This is a genomic window from Neptunitalea lumnitzerae, assembly GCF_027924185.1.
GTDB lineage: Bacteria > Bacteroidota > Bacteroidia > Flavobacteriales > Flavobacteriaceae > Neptunitalea > Neptunitalea lumnitzerae.
The window spans coordinates 110,978-127,970 of record NZ_BRVO01000004.1; the positions used below are offsets into that span (position 1 = coordinate 110,978).

Annotated in this window: 16 protein-coding genes; 3 read left to right on the top strand and 13 right to left on the bottom strand. The window is 33.5% G+C overall.

Going from position 1 to position 16,993, the window contains the following annotated elements:
- Window positions 1-43: 43 nt before the first annotated feature.
- Window positions 44-1,042, bottom strand: coding sequence for a PorP/SprF family type IX secretion system membrane protein (locus tag Y10_RS15315; RefSeq protein WP_281766292.1), 999 nt, complete (start codon window positions 1,040-1,042; stop codon window positions 44-46).
- A 431-nt stretch (window positions 1,043-1,473) separates the two neighbouring features.
- Here Y10_RS15315 and Y10_RS15320 point away from each other — a divergent pair, with 431 nt between their 5' ends.
- Window positions 1,474-2,370 carry a NifU family protein gene (locus tag Y10_RS15320; RefSeq protein WP_281766293.1) on the top strand — a complete coding sequence of 299 codons (897 nt, stop codon included), beginning with the start codon at window positions 1,474-1,476 and terminating at the stop codon, window positions 2,368-2,370.
- Window positions 2,371-2,409: 39 nt separating this feature from the next.
- On the opposite strand, the gene Y10_RS15325 is transcribed toward Y10_RS15320, so the two are convergent.
- Window positions 2,410-4,659: an inorganic phosphate transporter gene (locus Y10_RS15325; protein ID WP_281766294.1), complete on the bottom strand. Its 2,250-nt coding sequence runs from the start codon at window positions 4,657-4,659 to the stop codon at window positions 2,410-2,412.
- 179 nt (window positions 4,660-4,838) lie between these two features.
- On the opposite strand from Y10_RS15325, the gene Y10_RS15330 reads away from it, so the two are divergent.
- Window positions 4,839-6,875, top strand: coding sequence for a thioredoxin domain-containing protein (locus Y10_RS15330; RefSeq protein WP_281766295.1), 2,037 nt, complete (start codon window positions 4,839-4,841; stop codon window positions 6,873-6,875).
- 5 nt (window positions 6,876-6,880) lie between these two features.
- Here the strand turns inward: Y10_RS15330 and tsaB are convergent, their stop codons facing one another.
- From tsaB to cyoE, 11 genes are all read right to left on the bottom strand, one after another.
- Window positions 6,881-7,549: a tRNA (adenosine(37)-N6)-threonylcarbamoyltransferase complex dimerization subunit type 1 TsaB gene (gene tsaB, locus Y10_RS15335; RefSeq protein ID WP_281766296.1), complete on the bottom strand. Its 669-nt coding sequence runs from the start codon at window positions 7,547-7,549 to the stop codon at window positions 6,881-6,883.
- A gap of 307 nt (window positions 7,550-7,856) precedes the next feature.
- Window positions 7,857-9,125, bottom strand: a complete 1,269-nt coding sequence (locus Y10_RS15340; protein ID WP_281766297.1) for an efflux RND transporter periplasmic adaptor subunit — start codon at window positions 9,123-9,125, stop codon at window positions 7,857-7,859.
- A gap of 14 nt (window positions 9,126-9,139) precedes the next feature.
- The gene (locus Y10_RS15345) at window positions 9,140-10,420 is read right to left on the bottom strand and encodes a TolC family protein (protein WP_281766298.1); all 1,281 of its coding nucleotides are present in this window, start codon (window positions 10,418-10,420) and stop codon (window positions 9,140-9,142) included.
- A gap of 134 nt (window positions 10,421-10,554) precedes the next feature.
- Window positions 10,555-10,782, bottom strand: coding sequence for a hypothetical protein (locus tag Y10_RS15350; protein ID WP_281766299.1), 228 nt, complete (start codon window positions 10,780-10,782; stop codon window positions 10,555-10,557).
- Window positions 10,772-11,317: a DUF420 domain-containing protein gene (locus tag Y10_RS15355; RefSeq protein ID WP_281766300.1), complete on the bottom strand. Its 546-nt coding sequence runs from the start codon at window positions 11,315-11,317 to the stop codon at window positions 10,772-10,774. Before Y10_RS15355 ends, Y10_RS15350 begins: the two co-directional genes overlap by 11 nt.
- Window positions 11,318-11,324: 7 nt before the next feature.
- Window positions 11,325-12,005, bottom strand: a complete 681-nt coding sequence (locus Y10_RS15360; protein ID WP_281766301.1) for an SCO family protein — start codon at window positions 12,003-12,005, stop codon at window positions 11,325-11,327.
- Window positions 11,995-12,675, bottom strand: a complete 681-nt coding sequence (locus tag Y10_RS15365) for a hypothetical protein (RefSeq protein ID WP_281766302.1) — start codon at window positions 12,673-12,675, stop codon at window positions 11,995-11,997. The genes Y10_RS15360 and Y10_RS15365 overlap by 11 nt, the downstream gene beginning before the upstream one ends.
- A gap of 73 nt (window positions 12,676-12,748) precedes the next feature.
- Window positions 12,749-13,132 carry a cytochrome C oxidase subunit IV family protein gene (locus Y10_RS15370; protein WP_281766303.1) on the bottom strand — a complete coding sequence of 128 codons (384 nt, stop codon included), beginning with the start codon at window positions 13,130-13,132 and terminating at the stop codon, window positions 12,749-12,751.
- A 25-nt stretch (window positions 13,133-13,157) separates the two neighbouring features.
- On the bottom strand, window positions 13,158-14,084 hold the full coding sequence (locus tag Y10_RS15375) for a cytochrome c oxidase subunit 3 (RefSeq protein WP_281766304.1): 927 nt from the start codon (window positions 14,082-14,084) through the stop codon (window positions 13,158-13,160).
- Window positions 14,085-14,139: 55 nt separating this feature from the next.
- The gene (locus Y10_RS15380; RefSeq protein WP_281766305.1) at window positions 14,140-14,718 is read right to left on the bottom strand and encodes a cytochrome c oxidase subunit 3; all 579 of its coding nucleotides are present in this window, start codon (window positions 14,716-14,718) and stop codon (window positions 14,140-14,142) included.
- Between the two features lie 5 nt (window positions 14,719-14,723).
- Entirely contained in the window at window positions 14,724-15,632 is a 909-nt protein-coding gene (cyoE, locus tag Y10_RS15385; RefSeq protein WP_281766306.1) for a heme o synthase, read from the bottom strand.
- 202 nt (window positions 15,633-15,834) lie between these two features.
- Here cyoE and Y10_RS15390 point away from each other — a divergent pair, with 202 nt between their 5' ends.
- Window positions 15,835-16,938, top strand: coding sequence for a DUF2891 domain-containing protein (locus Y10_RS15390; protein ID WP_281766307.1), 1,104 nt, complete (start codon window positions 15,835-15,837; stop codon window positions 16,936-16,938).
- Window positions 16,939-16,993 lie beyond the last annotated feature (55 nt).

Here is a 16,993-nt window from a genome sequence, read left to right on the forward strand (position 1 = left end):
AACCCCTCTAATAATATATAACAAAATAGTAATTACTAATATCTTATTGAGCAAACGGACAGTTACAGTGGTAAGCTTGTTTTTCTTCTCCAAAGGTAAGTCCTAAAGTAAGTTGGTGGTATCCCCCATTCTGGAATTTTATATCTCCCATTTGATAAGAATACGTATAACCAAACATAAAATTATCATAATTAACCCCTAGTAAAGGAGATAATAATTGCAATTTTTGCTCGTTAGTAGCTTGTCCCAATACATACTCTGCACCATCTAAACTACTTCTGTATGACAAACCACCCCATATTCTACCAAACTCCATTTCTCTAAAAGCAAGCATATTTAAATCAATATTACTTTCTCCTGTAGAACTAACATGTTGAAACAACATAGAAGGTTGAAAACTCCATTCTGTTTCACCAAAAGTGTATCCACCAGAAAGAATAAATCTTCTTCTATTTGTTGGCTCTAACTCAGAATATAAATCTCTACTAACTTCTAAAACATTATGCACAGAAAATTGAATAAAGAAATCAGATACTGCATAAGCCATCCCTATATCTACATTAGGCTCTGTAGAAGTTTGATCGCTACCAATAATGTTGTTATCTGTAGTTCCGTTATAATTAAAAAACTCTGATTCGTCTAATCTTCCTTGAAAAATAGAAACACTAGCACCAAAAGAAAGTTGATTTAAATATCTAGATCTTTGATCCAAACTAATGTGGTGAGCATAGGTAACTTTCATCCCTGTTTGAGAGTGGTAACCATTTCTATCATTGATAATCATTGCTCCAATAGCCGATCTTTCTCCCATTCTAGAATTCACACTAAGTGTTTGTAATGCTGGTGCATCTTCTATACCAAACCATTGTTGTCTTGCTGTTAATCTAACTTTTGTACCAGAACCAGCACCTGCCATAGCTGGGTGTACTAGATAGTAGTTGTCTGTAAGATAATCAAGATAAACAGGTAATCCTTCTTGTGAATATAAATAGCCTGAAAAGGAAGTTAATAAAAGTAAAAAAAAGTATTTCTTTAAATTCATGGTTCTATTTGTCATATTTATGTAATACCAAATTCAAGTTTATAGCTGGATGCTTTTGTAAACTCACCCTACAGTTTCCTAATTATAACTTAAAATTTGTTAAAATATTATATGCAAAAAAAATATTCATCAAAATTCATGGATGAATATCGATTAAGAAATAACTAAATTAACATTTATTCATTTTATAGTAGGTGTTGGGCTTATTCGAAAGCAATAATAAATCTTTTTTATGAAACTGTTAACTAAAACATCAATATTTAACAGCTTTATTCTTAAAATTTATTTAAAGCAGCAAATTACAGAAATACTTATTAAATTTCATAACAAATTATTAAAATATCTTAAAAATTATCAATAGTAGAAATAATAAACTCTAAGAAAATTAAAAATATTTTGATTTACGTATTTTTGTGAAAAATTTTTAATTAATGAGCAATTACAAAATTAGCATACAAGAAACCAACAACCCTACTATAATTAAATTCAGTGCAAATGAATTCCTATCTAAGAATTCTTATGAGTTTAAAAATATAGACGACGCACAGAACTCTCCACTAGCACAACAGTTGTTTTATTTACCATTTGTAAAAACGGTTTACATTTCAGGCAACTTTATTGCAGTAGAGCGTTACAACATTGTTAACTGGAGCGATGTATCTGAAGAAGTAGCTACACAAATAGAAAACTACTTAAACGAAGGTAAACCAGTACTTATAGAAGACGAAGCTTCTAAACAAGTACCTGTTACTGTTTACGCAGAGAGCACCCCTAACCCAACAGTTATGAAATTTGTTGCAAACAAGAAATTAGTAACTACTATTTGGGAATTTAAAAACATTGACGAAGCTTCCGATGCCCCTTTAGCAAAGGCACTTTTTCACTTTCCGTTTGTGAAAGAAGTTTTTATTGATGAAAACTACATATCTATTACCAAATACGATATGGCAGAATGGGGAGAGGTTACCTTGGAATTAAGAGAGTTTATTAGAACTTACATTGCAGATGATAAAGAAATAGTTTCTAAAAGTGCTCCTCAGAAAAAGGAAACAGAACAAGTTACCGATGAGCAATTTGAAAAACTAGACACTACTTCTCAGCAGATTATTAATATTCTTGAAGAATATGTAAAACCAGCTGTAGCTAGTGACGGTGGTAACATTATGTTTAAAGACTTTAATGAAGAAGAACAACGTGTATCTGTTATTCTACAAGGTGCATGTAGTGGTTGCCCATCATCTACTTTTACTTTAAAAAATGGAATTGAAACAATGCTTAGAGAAATGCTAAGCAATCCTAATATAAAAGTAGAGGCTCTTAACGGTTAAGTTAGAGCCTCTCTTTTTTCTTTTCTTATGTATTATGTTTTATCTCACGATTTTTCTATAATCATCGTGAAACTCTTTAAACATTTCTAACAGATTAATTGTTGCCCCAATTAAATCTTTAGTTTCTAACAATAAACTAAAGTATAACTTCGTGTTTTTAGGACTGGTTTCTGTAGTTCTAATACGGTCAATTTGTTTCTGTATCAATACCGCAACGTGATCTTGCAACTGCTTATGCTTTAAAATAATGGTAGAAACATCATTAAACTCTTCCTTACCAAAGCTCACAGAAATCTCATCAAACAACACCTGTAATTCTTTATCTATACTCTTAAGGTCTCTAATTTGATTAAACTTAAGATTCTTATGGTTGTTATTTACGTGAGAATAACTATTCTTAGTTATAAACCCTATAGACTGTACCATATCTTGCAAGTAATCTAGTATAAGAATGTAAAACTTACTTGCCTCAACAGAAGTATCATCTAAAGACTTAATAAAGTAGAATACATCACTCTTAAGTCCGTCTACTTCCTCTTCTAATTTATTTAGAGCCTTCTTATTCTTTTTCAAGTTACCCAACTCTTGTAACCCTAAATTATCTATTACACCAGTATATAATCTATTTACTTTAGATATAACACTTGAAATATTATCTGAACTTTCATTAATAATCTCATTGATCGTTATTAAATCGGCTCTATCAAATTTTCTATTTGCTTCTTTCTCTTTTTCAGAACGTTTATGTGCCACATAGCTTCTAAACAACAATAACCCTGCAATAATTAACATTGCAACAATAGCTATCATTTCTCCAAAGTAAATAATAGTAGCAAAAAGTGATGCCGCCACAAACGCTACTAAAGCGGTAACAAACCACCCTCCAATAACGTTAAATACACCAGCTACTCTATATACAGCACTTTCTCTACCCCAAGCTCTATCTGCTAAAGAAGACCCCATAGCCACCATAAAAGTTACATAGGTTGTAGAAAGCGGTAATTTTAATAAAGTACCAATAGAAATTAAAATACTAGCTACTACTAAGTTTACAGCAGCCCTAACCAAGTCAAACGCTGGAGCTTCCTCATCTTTAGCAGGCTTTTTCTTAGGTTCTGCAAAACGAGCATCTATTTTTTTACTAATAGAATTTGGTATTACATAACCAATACCTTTAGATAAATTAACGGTTCCTCTTACTACCATTCTAGAAAGGTAGTTTGGCTCAAAACGCTCCGCACCATCATTTTGTCTAGCAAGGTTTACCCCGGTTTCTACTACAGCTCTTGCTTTTTTAGAAAACCATAATGTAATTACCATAATAACACCTGCTAAAAACAGCATATAGGTATTTGCTGGCACTTTTTGTGCCAATGCTCCCATGGTTAAATCTGAAGGCATCCCTTCTCTAACCCAAATTTGGAAAGAGTTAAATGCTGCCAACGGAACTCCAATAAAGTTTACAAGGTCATTACCTGCAAACGCCATTGCCAAACCAAAGGTTCCAATTACAATAATTACCACTAGAATATTAATCTTCATTACGTTTTGCAGCAAGTATGACACTAATGTCCAAACCACAAAACTTACTAGAAGCAACAACATTGTATTATTGTTCACCCAGTTCAAGGTATCTTCAGTGATAAATGAAACACCTTTTAACCCCTTAAACAATATGAAATAAGATATAGCCGTAATAGCAATACCTCCAAATAAACCTCCTACGGTTTTTAATTTTTTCTCATAATCGAAAGTAAAGATCAATCGGGATATATACTGTATAATAGCCCCCACAGAAAATGCTACAATTACCGAGACAAAAATACCCCGTATAATTTCGAATGCCTTTGTGGTGTTGATGTAGTTCAGTACTTCTTGAAAACCATCTCCTTTTTCAAACACTTTAATAGAAGCAATAGCCACAGCCGACCCTAACAATTCAAATACAATAGATACTGTGGTAGAAGTAGGCATCCCCAAGGAATTAAACAAATCTAACAGCAAGATGTCTGTAATCATTACTGCTATAAAAACAATCATAATTTCCTGAAAATAAAACTGATCTGGATTAAAAATCCCTTTCCTGGCAACTTCCATCATTCCACTAGAAAAAATTGCACCAAAAGCAATCCCTGCACTGGCTACAATCATAATAGTTTTCATGGATACTGCTTTAGAACCAATAGCGGAGTTTAAGAAGTTCACGGCATCGTTACTTACCCCTACTACTAAATCAATTACTGCTAGTACAAATAAGGCTACTAGCATGAAGATGTACACTTGTTCCATTCTATTTTAATTATGTGGCAAAAGTGTGGCAACTTGGAAAATTATATGTTAAGTTAATGTTACCAAATTGGCACTTTCTCACTTTTTAAGTATGATTGCGACAAAAATACTACTTTAGGTAAGAAATGAGGTTATTTAAAAATTAATTACCTCTCAAAATACGTTAATCTATTTAAAAAATGGCTTCACTTACACCCAATAATCTTATTACAGAAAACAGCCCGTACCTTTTACAACATGCGTACAACCCTGTAGCATGGAATGCGTGGAAACCTGAACTACTAGAAGAAGCTAAAAAGCAGAAAAAATTACTGATTATAAGTATAGGATATGCTGCGTGTCATTGGTGCCATGTGATGGAAAAAGAAAGTTTTGAAAATGAACGCATAGCTAGCTTTATGAATCAGAACTTTATAAATATTAAGATAGACCGAGAAGAACACCCAGATATCGATCAGCTTTACATGAATGCATTGCAACTAATGCAAAACACCGGCGGTTGGCCTTTAAACATGGTAGCATTACCAGATGGCAGACCTTTTTGGGGCGCCACCTATGTAAAACAAGACGATTGGCTGCAAATACTTCAGCAACTGGTTCATATTTATAAAACTGATACCCCGAAAATTTACGAATATGCAGAAAAATTAGAAAAAGGATTGGAACTTTTCAATCTTGTAGAACCCGCTTCTGTTGATACTATTTCTGTTGAAACCATTAAAAATACCGTACACCAATGGCAACTGCAATGGGATGAAACTTTTGGCGGCAATCAGGGAGCTCCTAAATTCATAATGCCTACACAATTCAATTTTTTTCTATCGTATGCTTTTCAGACCAATAACACATCGGTTTCTAAGCATATTGTAAATTCTCTAACCAAAATTGCCTATGGTGGTATTTTTGATGTGCTAGGCGGAGGATTTTCACGATATAGCGTAGATGAAAAATGGCATATTCCGCACTTTGAGAAAATGTTGTATGACAATGCTCAACTTATTTCTTTATATGCCAAAGCATATACTGCTTATAAAACACCCCTATTCAAATGGGTTATTGAAAAAACTATAGATTTTACTATACAAGATTTATCTAACAACAAAGATGCATATTATGCATCGTTAGATGCCGATAGTCTTTTGAGCGACAACACCGAAAAAGAAGAAGGCGCTTTTTACGTATGGACAAAAAACGAATTAAAAGCACTTTTAAAAGAAGACTACCACATATTTAAGTACGCATACAACATTAACAAAACAGGCTATTGGGAAAACAACCACTACGTACTATACCGCACACATTCTTTAAAAAATATAGCAACCACATTTCAGCTAACAGAAACAGAAGTAGAAAACCTATTAAGTAAATGCAATAAAATCTTAAGTACAGAAAGAAATAAACGAGCGCAACCAGACAAAGACACAAAAATTATTACCGGATGGAATGCTCTACAAATTACCGGCTTTATAGACGCTTACTTTGCTACTAAAACAGAAGATTACCTTAGCCTTGCAGTACGTACAGGAAACTTTATCTCAACCCAATTAACTAACGATAAGGAACAACTATACCGTACTTTAAAAACAAAAAACAAGATTACCGGGTACCTAGAAGATTACGCTTTAACTATTGAAGGTTTTTTAAAACTATTTGAAGCAACTGGAAATATTAATTGGCTACAACAATCTGAGAAGTATACCGCTGTTTGCCTTGATGAGTATTATGATACCGTAAAGGGCTTGTTCTACTTTTCATCATCTAACACCCCTGTAGTGGTTCAGCGATCTATTGAAAAAGCAGATAATGTAATACCGGCTTCTAACAGTGTAATGGCACATAACTTAAAAAAACTAGGCATTTATACAGGTAAAAAATTCTATACAGATACTTACCAAAAAATGCTTAGCAACATAATTGCCGACACCTTAGAATACCCTCGCTCTTACACTAACTGGCTTACTTTAGCATTGGAAAAACAAAGTAGCACCTACGAGGTTATTATTGTTGGAGACATTGCTAAAGAAACTTTATTAGCATTTAAAGAACATTATATACCCAATGCTATTTTTGCCATAAGCACCTCAGAAGCTCAATTGCCAATTTTTAAAAATAGGTACAAGCCAAACCAAACACTTATTTACGTTTGCAAAAATAACACGTGTCAATTGCCAGTAACAACTATTGAAGAAGCTATGGCTATTATAAAAGCTAAATAAAAAAGTTATTTTCTACCAGCTACGAAGTCTTTTAAGTAAAAAGGCTCAAAATATGCTACATCTTCAAATGCCTGTTGGGTAAATTTAGTAAAAGCTATTTGCCCAACTTCAGCTGCCGAAGGAAACTTACCATCTAAAAACCTTGCATTAGCACTAGTAAATACCTCCTTGCATTTTTCTGCTCCATCTCCTAAAAATAAAACAGTCCCCTTATCTAAAAACTCTTTAAAAGAAGTTTCATCAACTATAACCGCAGTAGTTTCTTTCTCAAGCACCATATCTGATGTAAATATAGCTGCATAAACTTCCATTCTGCGTGCATCTAAAAGCGGTATTATATAATCTACTGCACGCTCTTTACCTTGGTAAGCCAATGCCTCTAGAGTAGATACAGCAATCAGCGGTTTATCCCATGCAAAACACAGTCCCTTTGCAGCAGAAACACCAATACGCAACCCCGTGTAAGACCCAGGGCCTTTACTTACCGCAACAGCATCTATAGCTTCTACCGCTACATTTGCGTGCTCTATAATATCTTTTATAAAAGCATGTAATTTTTCAGCATGTGAAAAGTTACCGGTATTTTCTTCTTTCAACACCTTTACTTCACCAGCTACACTTAATGCAACAGAGCAATTGGTTCCTGAGGTTTCAATACTTAATATATATCCCATGAGATAAAAATTTACTGCGAAAGTAATAAAAAAGAGAAGTGCGAAGAAATGCACTTCTCTTTATATATTGATTCTGTCCCAACACATACAGAACCAACATCTCCGCTAACAAACTTGGGTTACACAAAATATGTGCTTTAATACTTTCTTTTTCAACAGCAATGTTAGCTTTTTCCCCCTAACAAAATTTGTAATTAAATATTAAAAGCCCCCCATTAACTTTAATTACATTACAAATAAACCACATTTGTTAAACGAAAAAAATCCTCAATAGTGAGGATTTTTATAAAATTATAGTGTGATTTTGTTATTTTTTTACTTGCTCTAGCTTCACCTTATCACCTGGTTTTAAGGTTTTTGACACCATATTATAAGGCCCTACAATCACTTCTTCACCTTCTTCTAAACCAGATACCACCTCTATATTAGTATCATCTTGTATACCTGTTTTAACCACTTTCAGTTTAGCCTCATCTCCCTTCTTAACAAATACACACTCAAAACGCTCACCTGTGGTATCAGGCTTCGCAACTTCAAACACATCTTTTTTAGTACTTGTAGTATCTGTTTTCATTACCACCGCACTAATAGGCACACCTACTATGCCTGTTTTCTTTTGAGTAATAATATCTACAGTAGCTGTCATACCAGGACGGAAAGGCGAATAATGCTCAGGCTTTCCTTCCAATAAGTCTTTATAAGACTCCTCTAATATTCTAACTTTAACTTTAAAGTTGGTAACCTGGTCTGCACTTGTAGTTTCGTTAGAAGTATTTGCAATCTCAGTAACAATACCTTTAAATTCTTTTTTCAAATAGGCATCTACTTCTACAATTGCACTATCTCCCACTACTATTTTAACAATATCATTTTCATTTACATCTACCTCTACCTCCATGTTATTTAAGTTAGCCACACGTAAAATTTCGGTACCTGCCATTTGTTGGGTTCCTAAAACACGCTCACCAACCTCTACATCTAGTTTAGAAATAGTACCAGATACTGGTGCATAAATAGTAGTTCTTTTCAAATTATCTCTTGCCTCAGAAACAGAAGCTGCAGAACTTTTTACATTATAAAAAGCAGACTCTTTAGTTGCTTTTGCTACCATGTAAGCAGAAACTACCTGATCCCATTCTGCTTTAGAAATAATCCCTTTATCAAATAAAATTTTGTTACGGTCGTAATTTTGCTTAGCCTCTAACAAACTAGCTTCTGCTTGTTGTTGGTTAGCTTTCATATTTTGTAAAGATGCTTCCGTTCTGTTTAAACTAGACTCGTAAATATCTGGGTTAATTCTTACCAACAAATCTCCTTTAGCTACTTGTTGCCCTTCTACTATAGGCAAATCAATAATTTCACCAGATACTTCAGAAGTAATTTTAACTTCTACCTCTGGCTGTATTTTACCTGTTGCAGAAACCGTTTCAGTAATATCTAACTTATCTATTTTCTGAACTGTAACCTCTTTTAAATTTTCATCGTTACCAAGCATTCCTGAAGTTTTAGCAAACACCAATCCGGCTACTATAACAACGGCAATTACTAATAATATAATGACTGACTTTTTACTCATGATTTATAAATGGATTAATTGGCTGATATTGGAATACCAAAATAAAATTCTAATACTTTTAGTTTAAATATATAATCGTACTTGTTTCTTACTACGTCAGATTGCGCACTTTCATAATCTGTTTTAGACTGGTTATAGTCATACGAGTTTAACAAACCTACATTATAGCGCTCTTCTGTAAAGTTAAAAGCTTGGCTTCTGGCTTCTAGCGTTTTTAAAGAAGCCTCATATAATTTTTTTGCATTAGAAGCATCTATGTATGCCTGATACACATTCTTCTCCAAATCAAGTTCTGTTTGCTCTAAATCATTTTGAGCACGTAACACATTAATCTTACTACGTTGTACCTGTGCTCTGGTACTAAAGCCATTTAAAATAGGAATACTTAACTGTGCTCCAACTCCCATACCATCGTAAATAGCTAATTGATCAAAGAAATTTGTATTCTCCAAACTAGACCATCTAGTATTATAACTAATAAAACCACTCAGCGAAGGATAGTAAGAAGACCTAGCAAGCTTTGTATCTAATTCCGCTAACTCTAAATTAGAAGCTGCAATTTTTATAGTATTTAAAACTTCTTTTGCTTTATCAGAAATCTCACGTGGAGATTTATCTAGTATAGAAACATCTAAAGGCACTTCAAACTCTTCATCCACCACATCAAAATCCATATACTCCTTAATTAATAAAGTTTGTGCTAACCCTATTTTAGAAATAAGTAAATTATTCTCAGCATTAATTATTTGTTGCTCTTGTGATGCATTGGTAGCTTGTAGTTCGTAAATATCGCCAGCTGGTAAAGACCCTGCATTTATTAACTCCTGTGTACGCTCAATATTTTCTTGCGTTAACTGGTTCTGGAATTCTAATACACGTAATTGTTCTTTATTTGCCAGAATTTCTAAATACGCATTCGCCACCATAAGTATTACATCATCTTTCATTCCGTCTAAAGAATACTCAGATGCTATTTTATTCAACTTAGCCCTTTGGTAACGACGCCAAGCACTCAAACCAGATGATAAATTAACAGATGAAGTTCCACCTCCGTTAAAAGTAGAAAAACCAGTGCTATATGAGTTAGTTGTTTGGTTAAGACCTACACTTGGATTATACGTATATGACCCACTAAAATTTAAAGTTGGAAGAAACCCACCCTTAGCTTCAAGAATATCAATATCGGTAGCATCGTAATCTAGCATTGACTGCTTTACCGAAATGTTATTCTCTAAAGCATGGTCAATACATTCAACTAAGGTCCATTTTTTCTCTTGTGCCCCTAGCAGTGTCACACAAAAAAAGAGAGAAAAAATTAAAGTCTTTTTTATTGGTATAGAATATTGCATATAAAGTAATTCTGATAGTTTATCTGAAAATTAATTCATACCATTAGACTACCCTATATGCTATTTGTTACAATAAAAATTTAATTTCTGAATTTTTTATAGATAATAAAGCCTATTACCCCTACCAATAAGTAAGGCATTGCCATAAGAAAAACAATACCATTGTTAACACCCTCTGCCGCCGATGTATCGTCACTGTTTTCTAAAACAGCTCTACACATAGCACATTGTGCCGAAATAAAATTAGGCACAAACACCAACAGTGCTATAACACTATATTTTACAACATTTGTTTTATTAGCTACCATAGTAAGGGGCTATCATTACATATACAATTACACCCGTGATGGCTATATACAACCAAATAGGAAATGTAATTTTTGCAATTTTTCTATGCTTATCAAAACGTTGTGCAAGCGCTCTCACATAAGAAACCAACACTAACGGAATTACAGCTATAGACAAGAATACATGCGTAATTAAAATAAAGTAGTAAAACAATTTACCTATACCCTCGCCTCCATAAGGTGTAGAATCTGCACTCATATGATAAGCCACATACATTACCAAAAACAGTAAAGACAGTCCAATACATGTTTTCATTAAATTCTCATGAAGCTTCACATTCTTATTTTTAATAGCCCATAATGCAGCTACTAATAAAATAGCAGTTACCCCATTAATACCCGCATAAATAGGTGGCAAAAAGTAAAACGGCTGTACATCTAATCCAAAATCTGAAAGCTTTATGGTAAAAAGCACAGCAACCGCAACCGGTATGATAACAGACAATGCTATTATCCAAAAATTATATTTTTTCTCAATGGTACTTTGTCCTTCCATAACTACACTACTTCTTTAGTTCAATTCCTATATCTGTTATTAACTTCTGTAACTCTTCCTCTTTCAACCCATCGTAATAAATAATAGGGTTTCCATTCTCATCTAAACGAGATACAATATTTCCTTTTTTATCAATTAACGCAAACAAGCCAGAATGCTCAAAACCTCCATTAGAAGCATCACCTTCACCTACATAAATATTAAAACCAGTATTGGCTAAATCAAATACTTCATTTTGACCTTTGCCTGTTAAGAAATGCCAGTTTTCATTTACCACACCATATCCTTCAGCATATTTCTTTAAAACTTCAGGAGTATCATGTTCCGGATCAATAGAAAAAGAAGCTATCGCAAAATCATCATTTGTTAAAAAATGATCTTGTACTTTAATCATATTTCTATTCATAATAGGGCAAATAGATGGGCAGGTAGTAAAGAAAAATTCTGCTACATATACCTTTCCCTCATAATCTTTATTGGTAATAGTCTCACCATTCTGATCGGTAAAAGAAAACTCAGGCGCCTTACCTATGGTTTTCATTTCAACATATTCTTCAGCAGCTACTCTATGCCTATCTTCATCAATTACCGTATTCGACTGAATTTTTTTTGAAACCATTCTAAAGGTTAAAAATCCAAACACCACAATAATTACAATTAGGCCAATAACATAACTCTTATTTTTCATGCTCCAACTCTTTTATTCTTCTTTGGTCAGAATCAAACTTACCAGTACGTTTATCTCTATACTCTTGAAAAAGCACTCTTAAATCTGGCACCACCTTTTTATGTAGTTCTGCAATACTAGTAGCATCATACCCATATATTGGTCCGTTACCATCATCATCAAACCTACCACGCATATTACGTTCTCTGTCTATAATATAAAAATGAGTATTTAATTGAAAGGTACTATCTACAGCCACACCACTTTTTAACTGATTAAAGTAATCATTAATTTGAGCTTCGGTACCAAACAGAAAAGTCCAATACTTTAAATCTACATACTCTCCTATCTTCTCTCTAATAACCATTTCCGAAGACTTATACTGTTCTGGCACTAGAAACAACACCTGAAAACCTTTATACCCCATAGCCCATTTATAGGTTTTCTCGTTTACATTAGAAATTTCTGCAATGTGCTTTAATGGATCTTCATTAAAAGGCATTACTACCGATATATGATTTTCTAACAAAATAGAATCTGCAGCTTCATCTACAGGGTGCATACCTTGTATTTCTGGCACGTTCTCTTTTACTATGTCTAATGGAGAGTAGTAATGCTCAGATGTTAACATAACTAGCAAAAACATTACCGGTAAAAAAAACAAGATTCCTAAAACTAACTTCTTCTTCATTTTATAATATATACGCTGCAAAAATAAAAAAAGGCGGTTAAAAAACCGCCTTAAAATTATATCTTAACTTTTATTAAAAATCCCATTTAATAAAACCGTCTAAGTACACATTGTAAATATAATTACCTTCTACTAGTAAAATAAATGCTAAGTAAGGAATTAAGATTAATAATGGAACTACTAATGATATTCTAAACCATTTAACTTCGTCTCTAATGTGCATAAAGTCCCAAGCAATATAGTATGCTTTTACAATGGTAAGGATAATAAATATCCAGTTTAAAAGTTTCATACCTAAAACCATCCCCATTAAAGACTCTGGCTTAATAATACCTAATACAACCTCTATAGCTGTAATAACAGATAACAGTATAAGTACACCAACAATTTTTTGTTGATTAGACTTAAATTTAAGCGCTCCTCTAAAGATTTCTAATTTATGTGTATCGTGTGCCATAATATGCTATTTCTTTATTTGGTAATTAAACAAGGTAAAAGAATGTAAATACAAATACCCAAACTAAATCTACAAAGTGCCAGTATAAACCAACTTTTTCAACCATCTCGTAGCTTTTTCTTTTCTCATAAGTACCAACAATTACGTTAGCAAATATGATGATATTAAGAATTACACCAGAGAATACGTGGAAACCGTGGAAACCAGTAATAAAGAAGAAGAAATCTCCAAATAATTTACTACCGTACTCGTTTCTTATAAGGTTTGCACCTTCTACTACGTGCTTAGCACCTTCTAATTTAGCAACAGACTCTGCTCTAGTTAAAACAGTCTTATGACCATCTTCAGTAAGCTTTTGAGTTCTTACAAGTAAGTCTCCGTGCTCTTCAAATCCTTTTAAAACACCAGCTACACTATATGTAGTAGCACCTTCACCTGTAAAATCATCTTCTAAATGAACAGCAAACTCAGACAAAGCAACTTGCTTATGCGTTTCAGCGTCTACAAACTGTAAAATCTGTCCACCTTTAGTTTCTACTGCACCATACTCACCTCTAATAAAAGTTGACCATTCCCAAGCTTGAGAACCAACGAATATTAAACCACCAATAATAGTTGCAAACATTAACCATGCAACTCTGTTTTGCTTTAATTTATGTCCAGCATCAACAGCTAATACCATAGTTACAGACGAGATGATTAAAACAAACGTCATAAAGGCAACATAAATCATTGGTTGCGGATTTCCATGCATAAACGGAACGTGGGTAAAAACCTCATCGGCAATAGGCCAAGTGTCCATAAATTTAAACCTGGAGAAACCATAGGCTGCTAAAAAGCCTGAAAATGTTAATGCATCAGAAACGATGAAAAACCAGATCATCATTTTACCGTAGCTAGCCTTAAACGGTCTACCTTCTGTAGTATCTGCATGTGTTACAGTAGCTTCCATATTGAATAAAGTATATCTGTGTTAAAAATTTCTCAAATCTACATTTTTTTTCGTTTTAAACGAAATAGAAAAATGAAATCAATAATAACCATAAAATATCTAAAAAGTGCCAAAACGTAACACCTTGTTCAAATCCAAGGGTTTGTCCGTTTTCGTATTTTTGTTTAAAATGATTATAAATTAGTACTAATAGTACCACCAAACCAGCAATAACGTGCAAAATATGCAAAAATGCTATCACATATATATATGATGTTCTTACATTACTAGCAGGCCCTGTTAAATATAAATTGTTATTTATTAATTCCTGAAAACCTAAGAACTGGCATACAATAAAACCAATTCCTAAAACAAACGTTACCCCCAACATTAAAGAAGCTACACTTCTTTTTCCACTCTTAAGGCCCGTCCAAGCCAAATGCATTGTTAAACTACTCACCAAAATAATAGCAGTACTTACTAAAAACAATGATGGTATATCAAAATCTGTTAACCAATCTTTTCTTTTACTACTTACTATATAAGCACTAATTAAACCAGCAAACATCATAAACAGACTTATGATAGCAAACCAAAGTATCATTTTCTTTGCTCTGTTTAGCTTTTCTTGCCCCGTTCCTTGTGTAAAGTCCATTACCATTAAAATGAAATAAATTTATCTGCTACAAAAATAATTTGTATTAGTGTAATATACACCACACTTGCCAACATTAAATTTCTGGCAGACTTACTATCCTTATTATGAAATAGTTTAAATGCAAAAATTAACATTCCAATACCCGCCGCAGTCACTAAAACAGCGGCAACTATAGATAAATGTAACGCACCGGTAACACCCGTAGCAGGCAATACAGCAACTATCATCATCCAAATAGTATACATAATTATTTGCATAGCGGTACCTTTATCTCTTTTTCCTGTAGGCAATAAGTTAAACCCTCCTTTTTTATAATCATCATACAACACCCAGCCAATTGCCCAAAAATGAGGAAACTGCCAAAAGAATTGAATCATAAATAAAGCACCTGGCTCCACACCAAAATCATTTGTTGCAGCAACCCACCCTAACATAAAAGGAATAGCCCCCGGAAATGCACCTACAAAAACAGCCAAAGGTGTTTTTGTTTTTAACGGTGTGTATACCATTGTATATAAGAAAATAGACAACGCCCCAAACATAGCTGTTTTAGGATTCACATAATACAAGGTAATAATACCCATAATAGTAAAACTAACAGCCACCATCATAGCATACGAAACACTCATTCTTCCTGAAGGTATCGGTCTATTTTGTGTGCGTTTCATTAACGCATCTAAGTCTTTTTCTATAATTTGATTAAAGGCATTTGAAGCACCTACCATAAAGTAACCTCCAAACCCTAATAAAAATAATGTAGTAAAAGATATCTCATCTGCTCCTAGAAAGTAACCCGCAATAGATGAAAAAACAACGCTTGCTGCCAAACCTACTTTGGTCAACTGTTTAAAATCATCAATTGCTAAAGTAAAAGAACTAGATTTAGATACCACACTCAATACTGACTTCATCAATAAATTTCTTATTGCTGGCAAAGATAACAGCCAATATGCTATTGCGCAATCTATTAATCGCTTTTTTTATATACAAACCGCATGTTTAACAGTTGTAAACAATGATATCTATCAGTTAATTTATATTTAACCATAAATAAATGAATATGTTAATCTTCAAAAAAACTATTATTTTTGAGATACAACCAACATCATAAAAATGAAAAAATTTCTACTTATCGTCGCTGTTTCATTCATTTACATATCCTGTTCTGAAAAAGAAACCGCTAATAATACTAAAACTACACCCAAAAAACAACTAACGTTAACCGAGGCGCAAGCGTTTACCATTTCTCAACTACCTATCACCTGCATTGACACCGAATACCCTAACAAAACCGGGCAGTTACTACAAGCAGCAACCGATTTAGGCACTCCCTCTGAACTACACCCCGCGTTTTACGGTTGTTTTGATTGGCACTCTTCTGTTCACGGTCATTGGTCTATTGTAAGTGTACTCAACAAATACCCAAACATTAAAAACAGAGACACGCTTATCCGTATTTTAAAAGAACACATTACTACAGAAAACATACAAGCAGAAGTAGCCTACTTTAATAGAAAGGGCGAATATGCTTATAAACGAACTTACGGCTGGGCTTGGTTACTTAAACTCTCAGAAGCACTTCAACAATCTAAAATTAATGAAGTAGCCAACTTACACACTACACTAGAACCATTAACCCAATGTATTGTAACCAGATACTTAAACTACTTACCTAAATTACAATACCCTACCCGCGTTGGCACGCATACCAATACAGCTTTTGGTTTAAGCTTGGCTTACGACTATGCAACATCATCTAAAAACGACACCCTCTCAAAAGCTATTAAAGAAACTGCATTACGCTTTTTTAAAAACGATAAAGACTGCCCTTTTTCATGGGAACCAGGTGGCAGTGATTTCTTAAGCCCTTGTTTAGAAGAAGCCAACCTAATGCGAAAAATTTTATCTAAAAATGAATTCAAATTATGGTTAGAAGATTTTTTACCACAACTAAAAAACAAAGATTTTGAATTACCTATTGGTATTGTGAGCGATAGAACAGATGGACATTTAGTACACTTAGACGGACTGAATTATAGTAGAGCTTGGTGTTTATACGGAATAGCCAACACACTAAGCCCAGACTACAACCACTTAAACAACCTAGCAAATAACCATATTGAAAGAGCATTACAAAATTTAACAAACGATAGTTACGAAGGCAGCCATTGGTTAGGCACCTTTGCTCTTTACGCCCTATTAAGCAATCAACCTTAGGACAAGCCTAAGTAATATTGATTATGTAAAATACTTTTTTTCAAATAAGACTAAT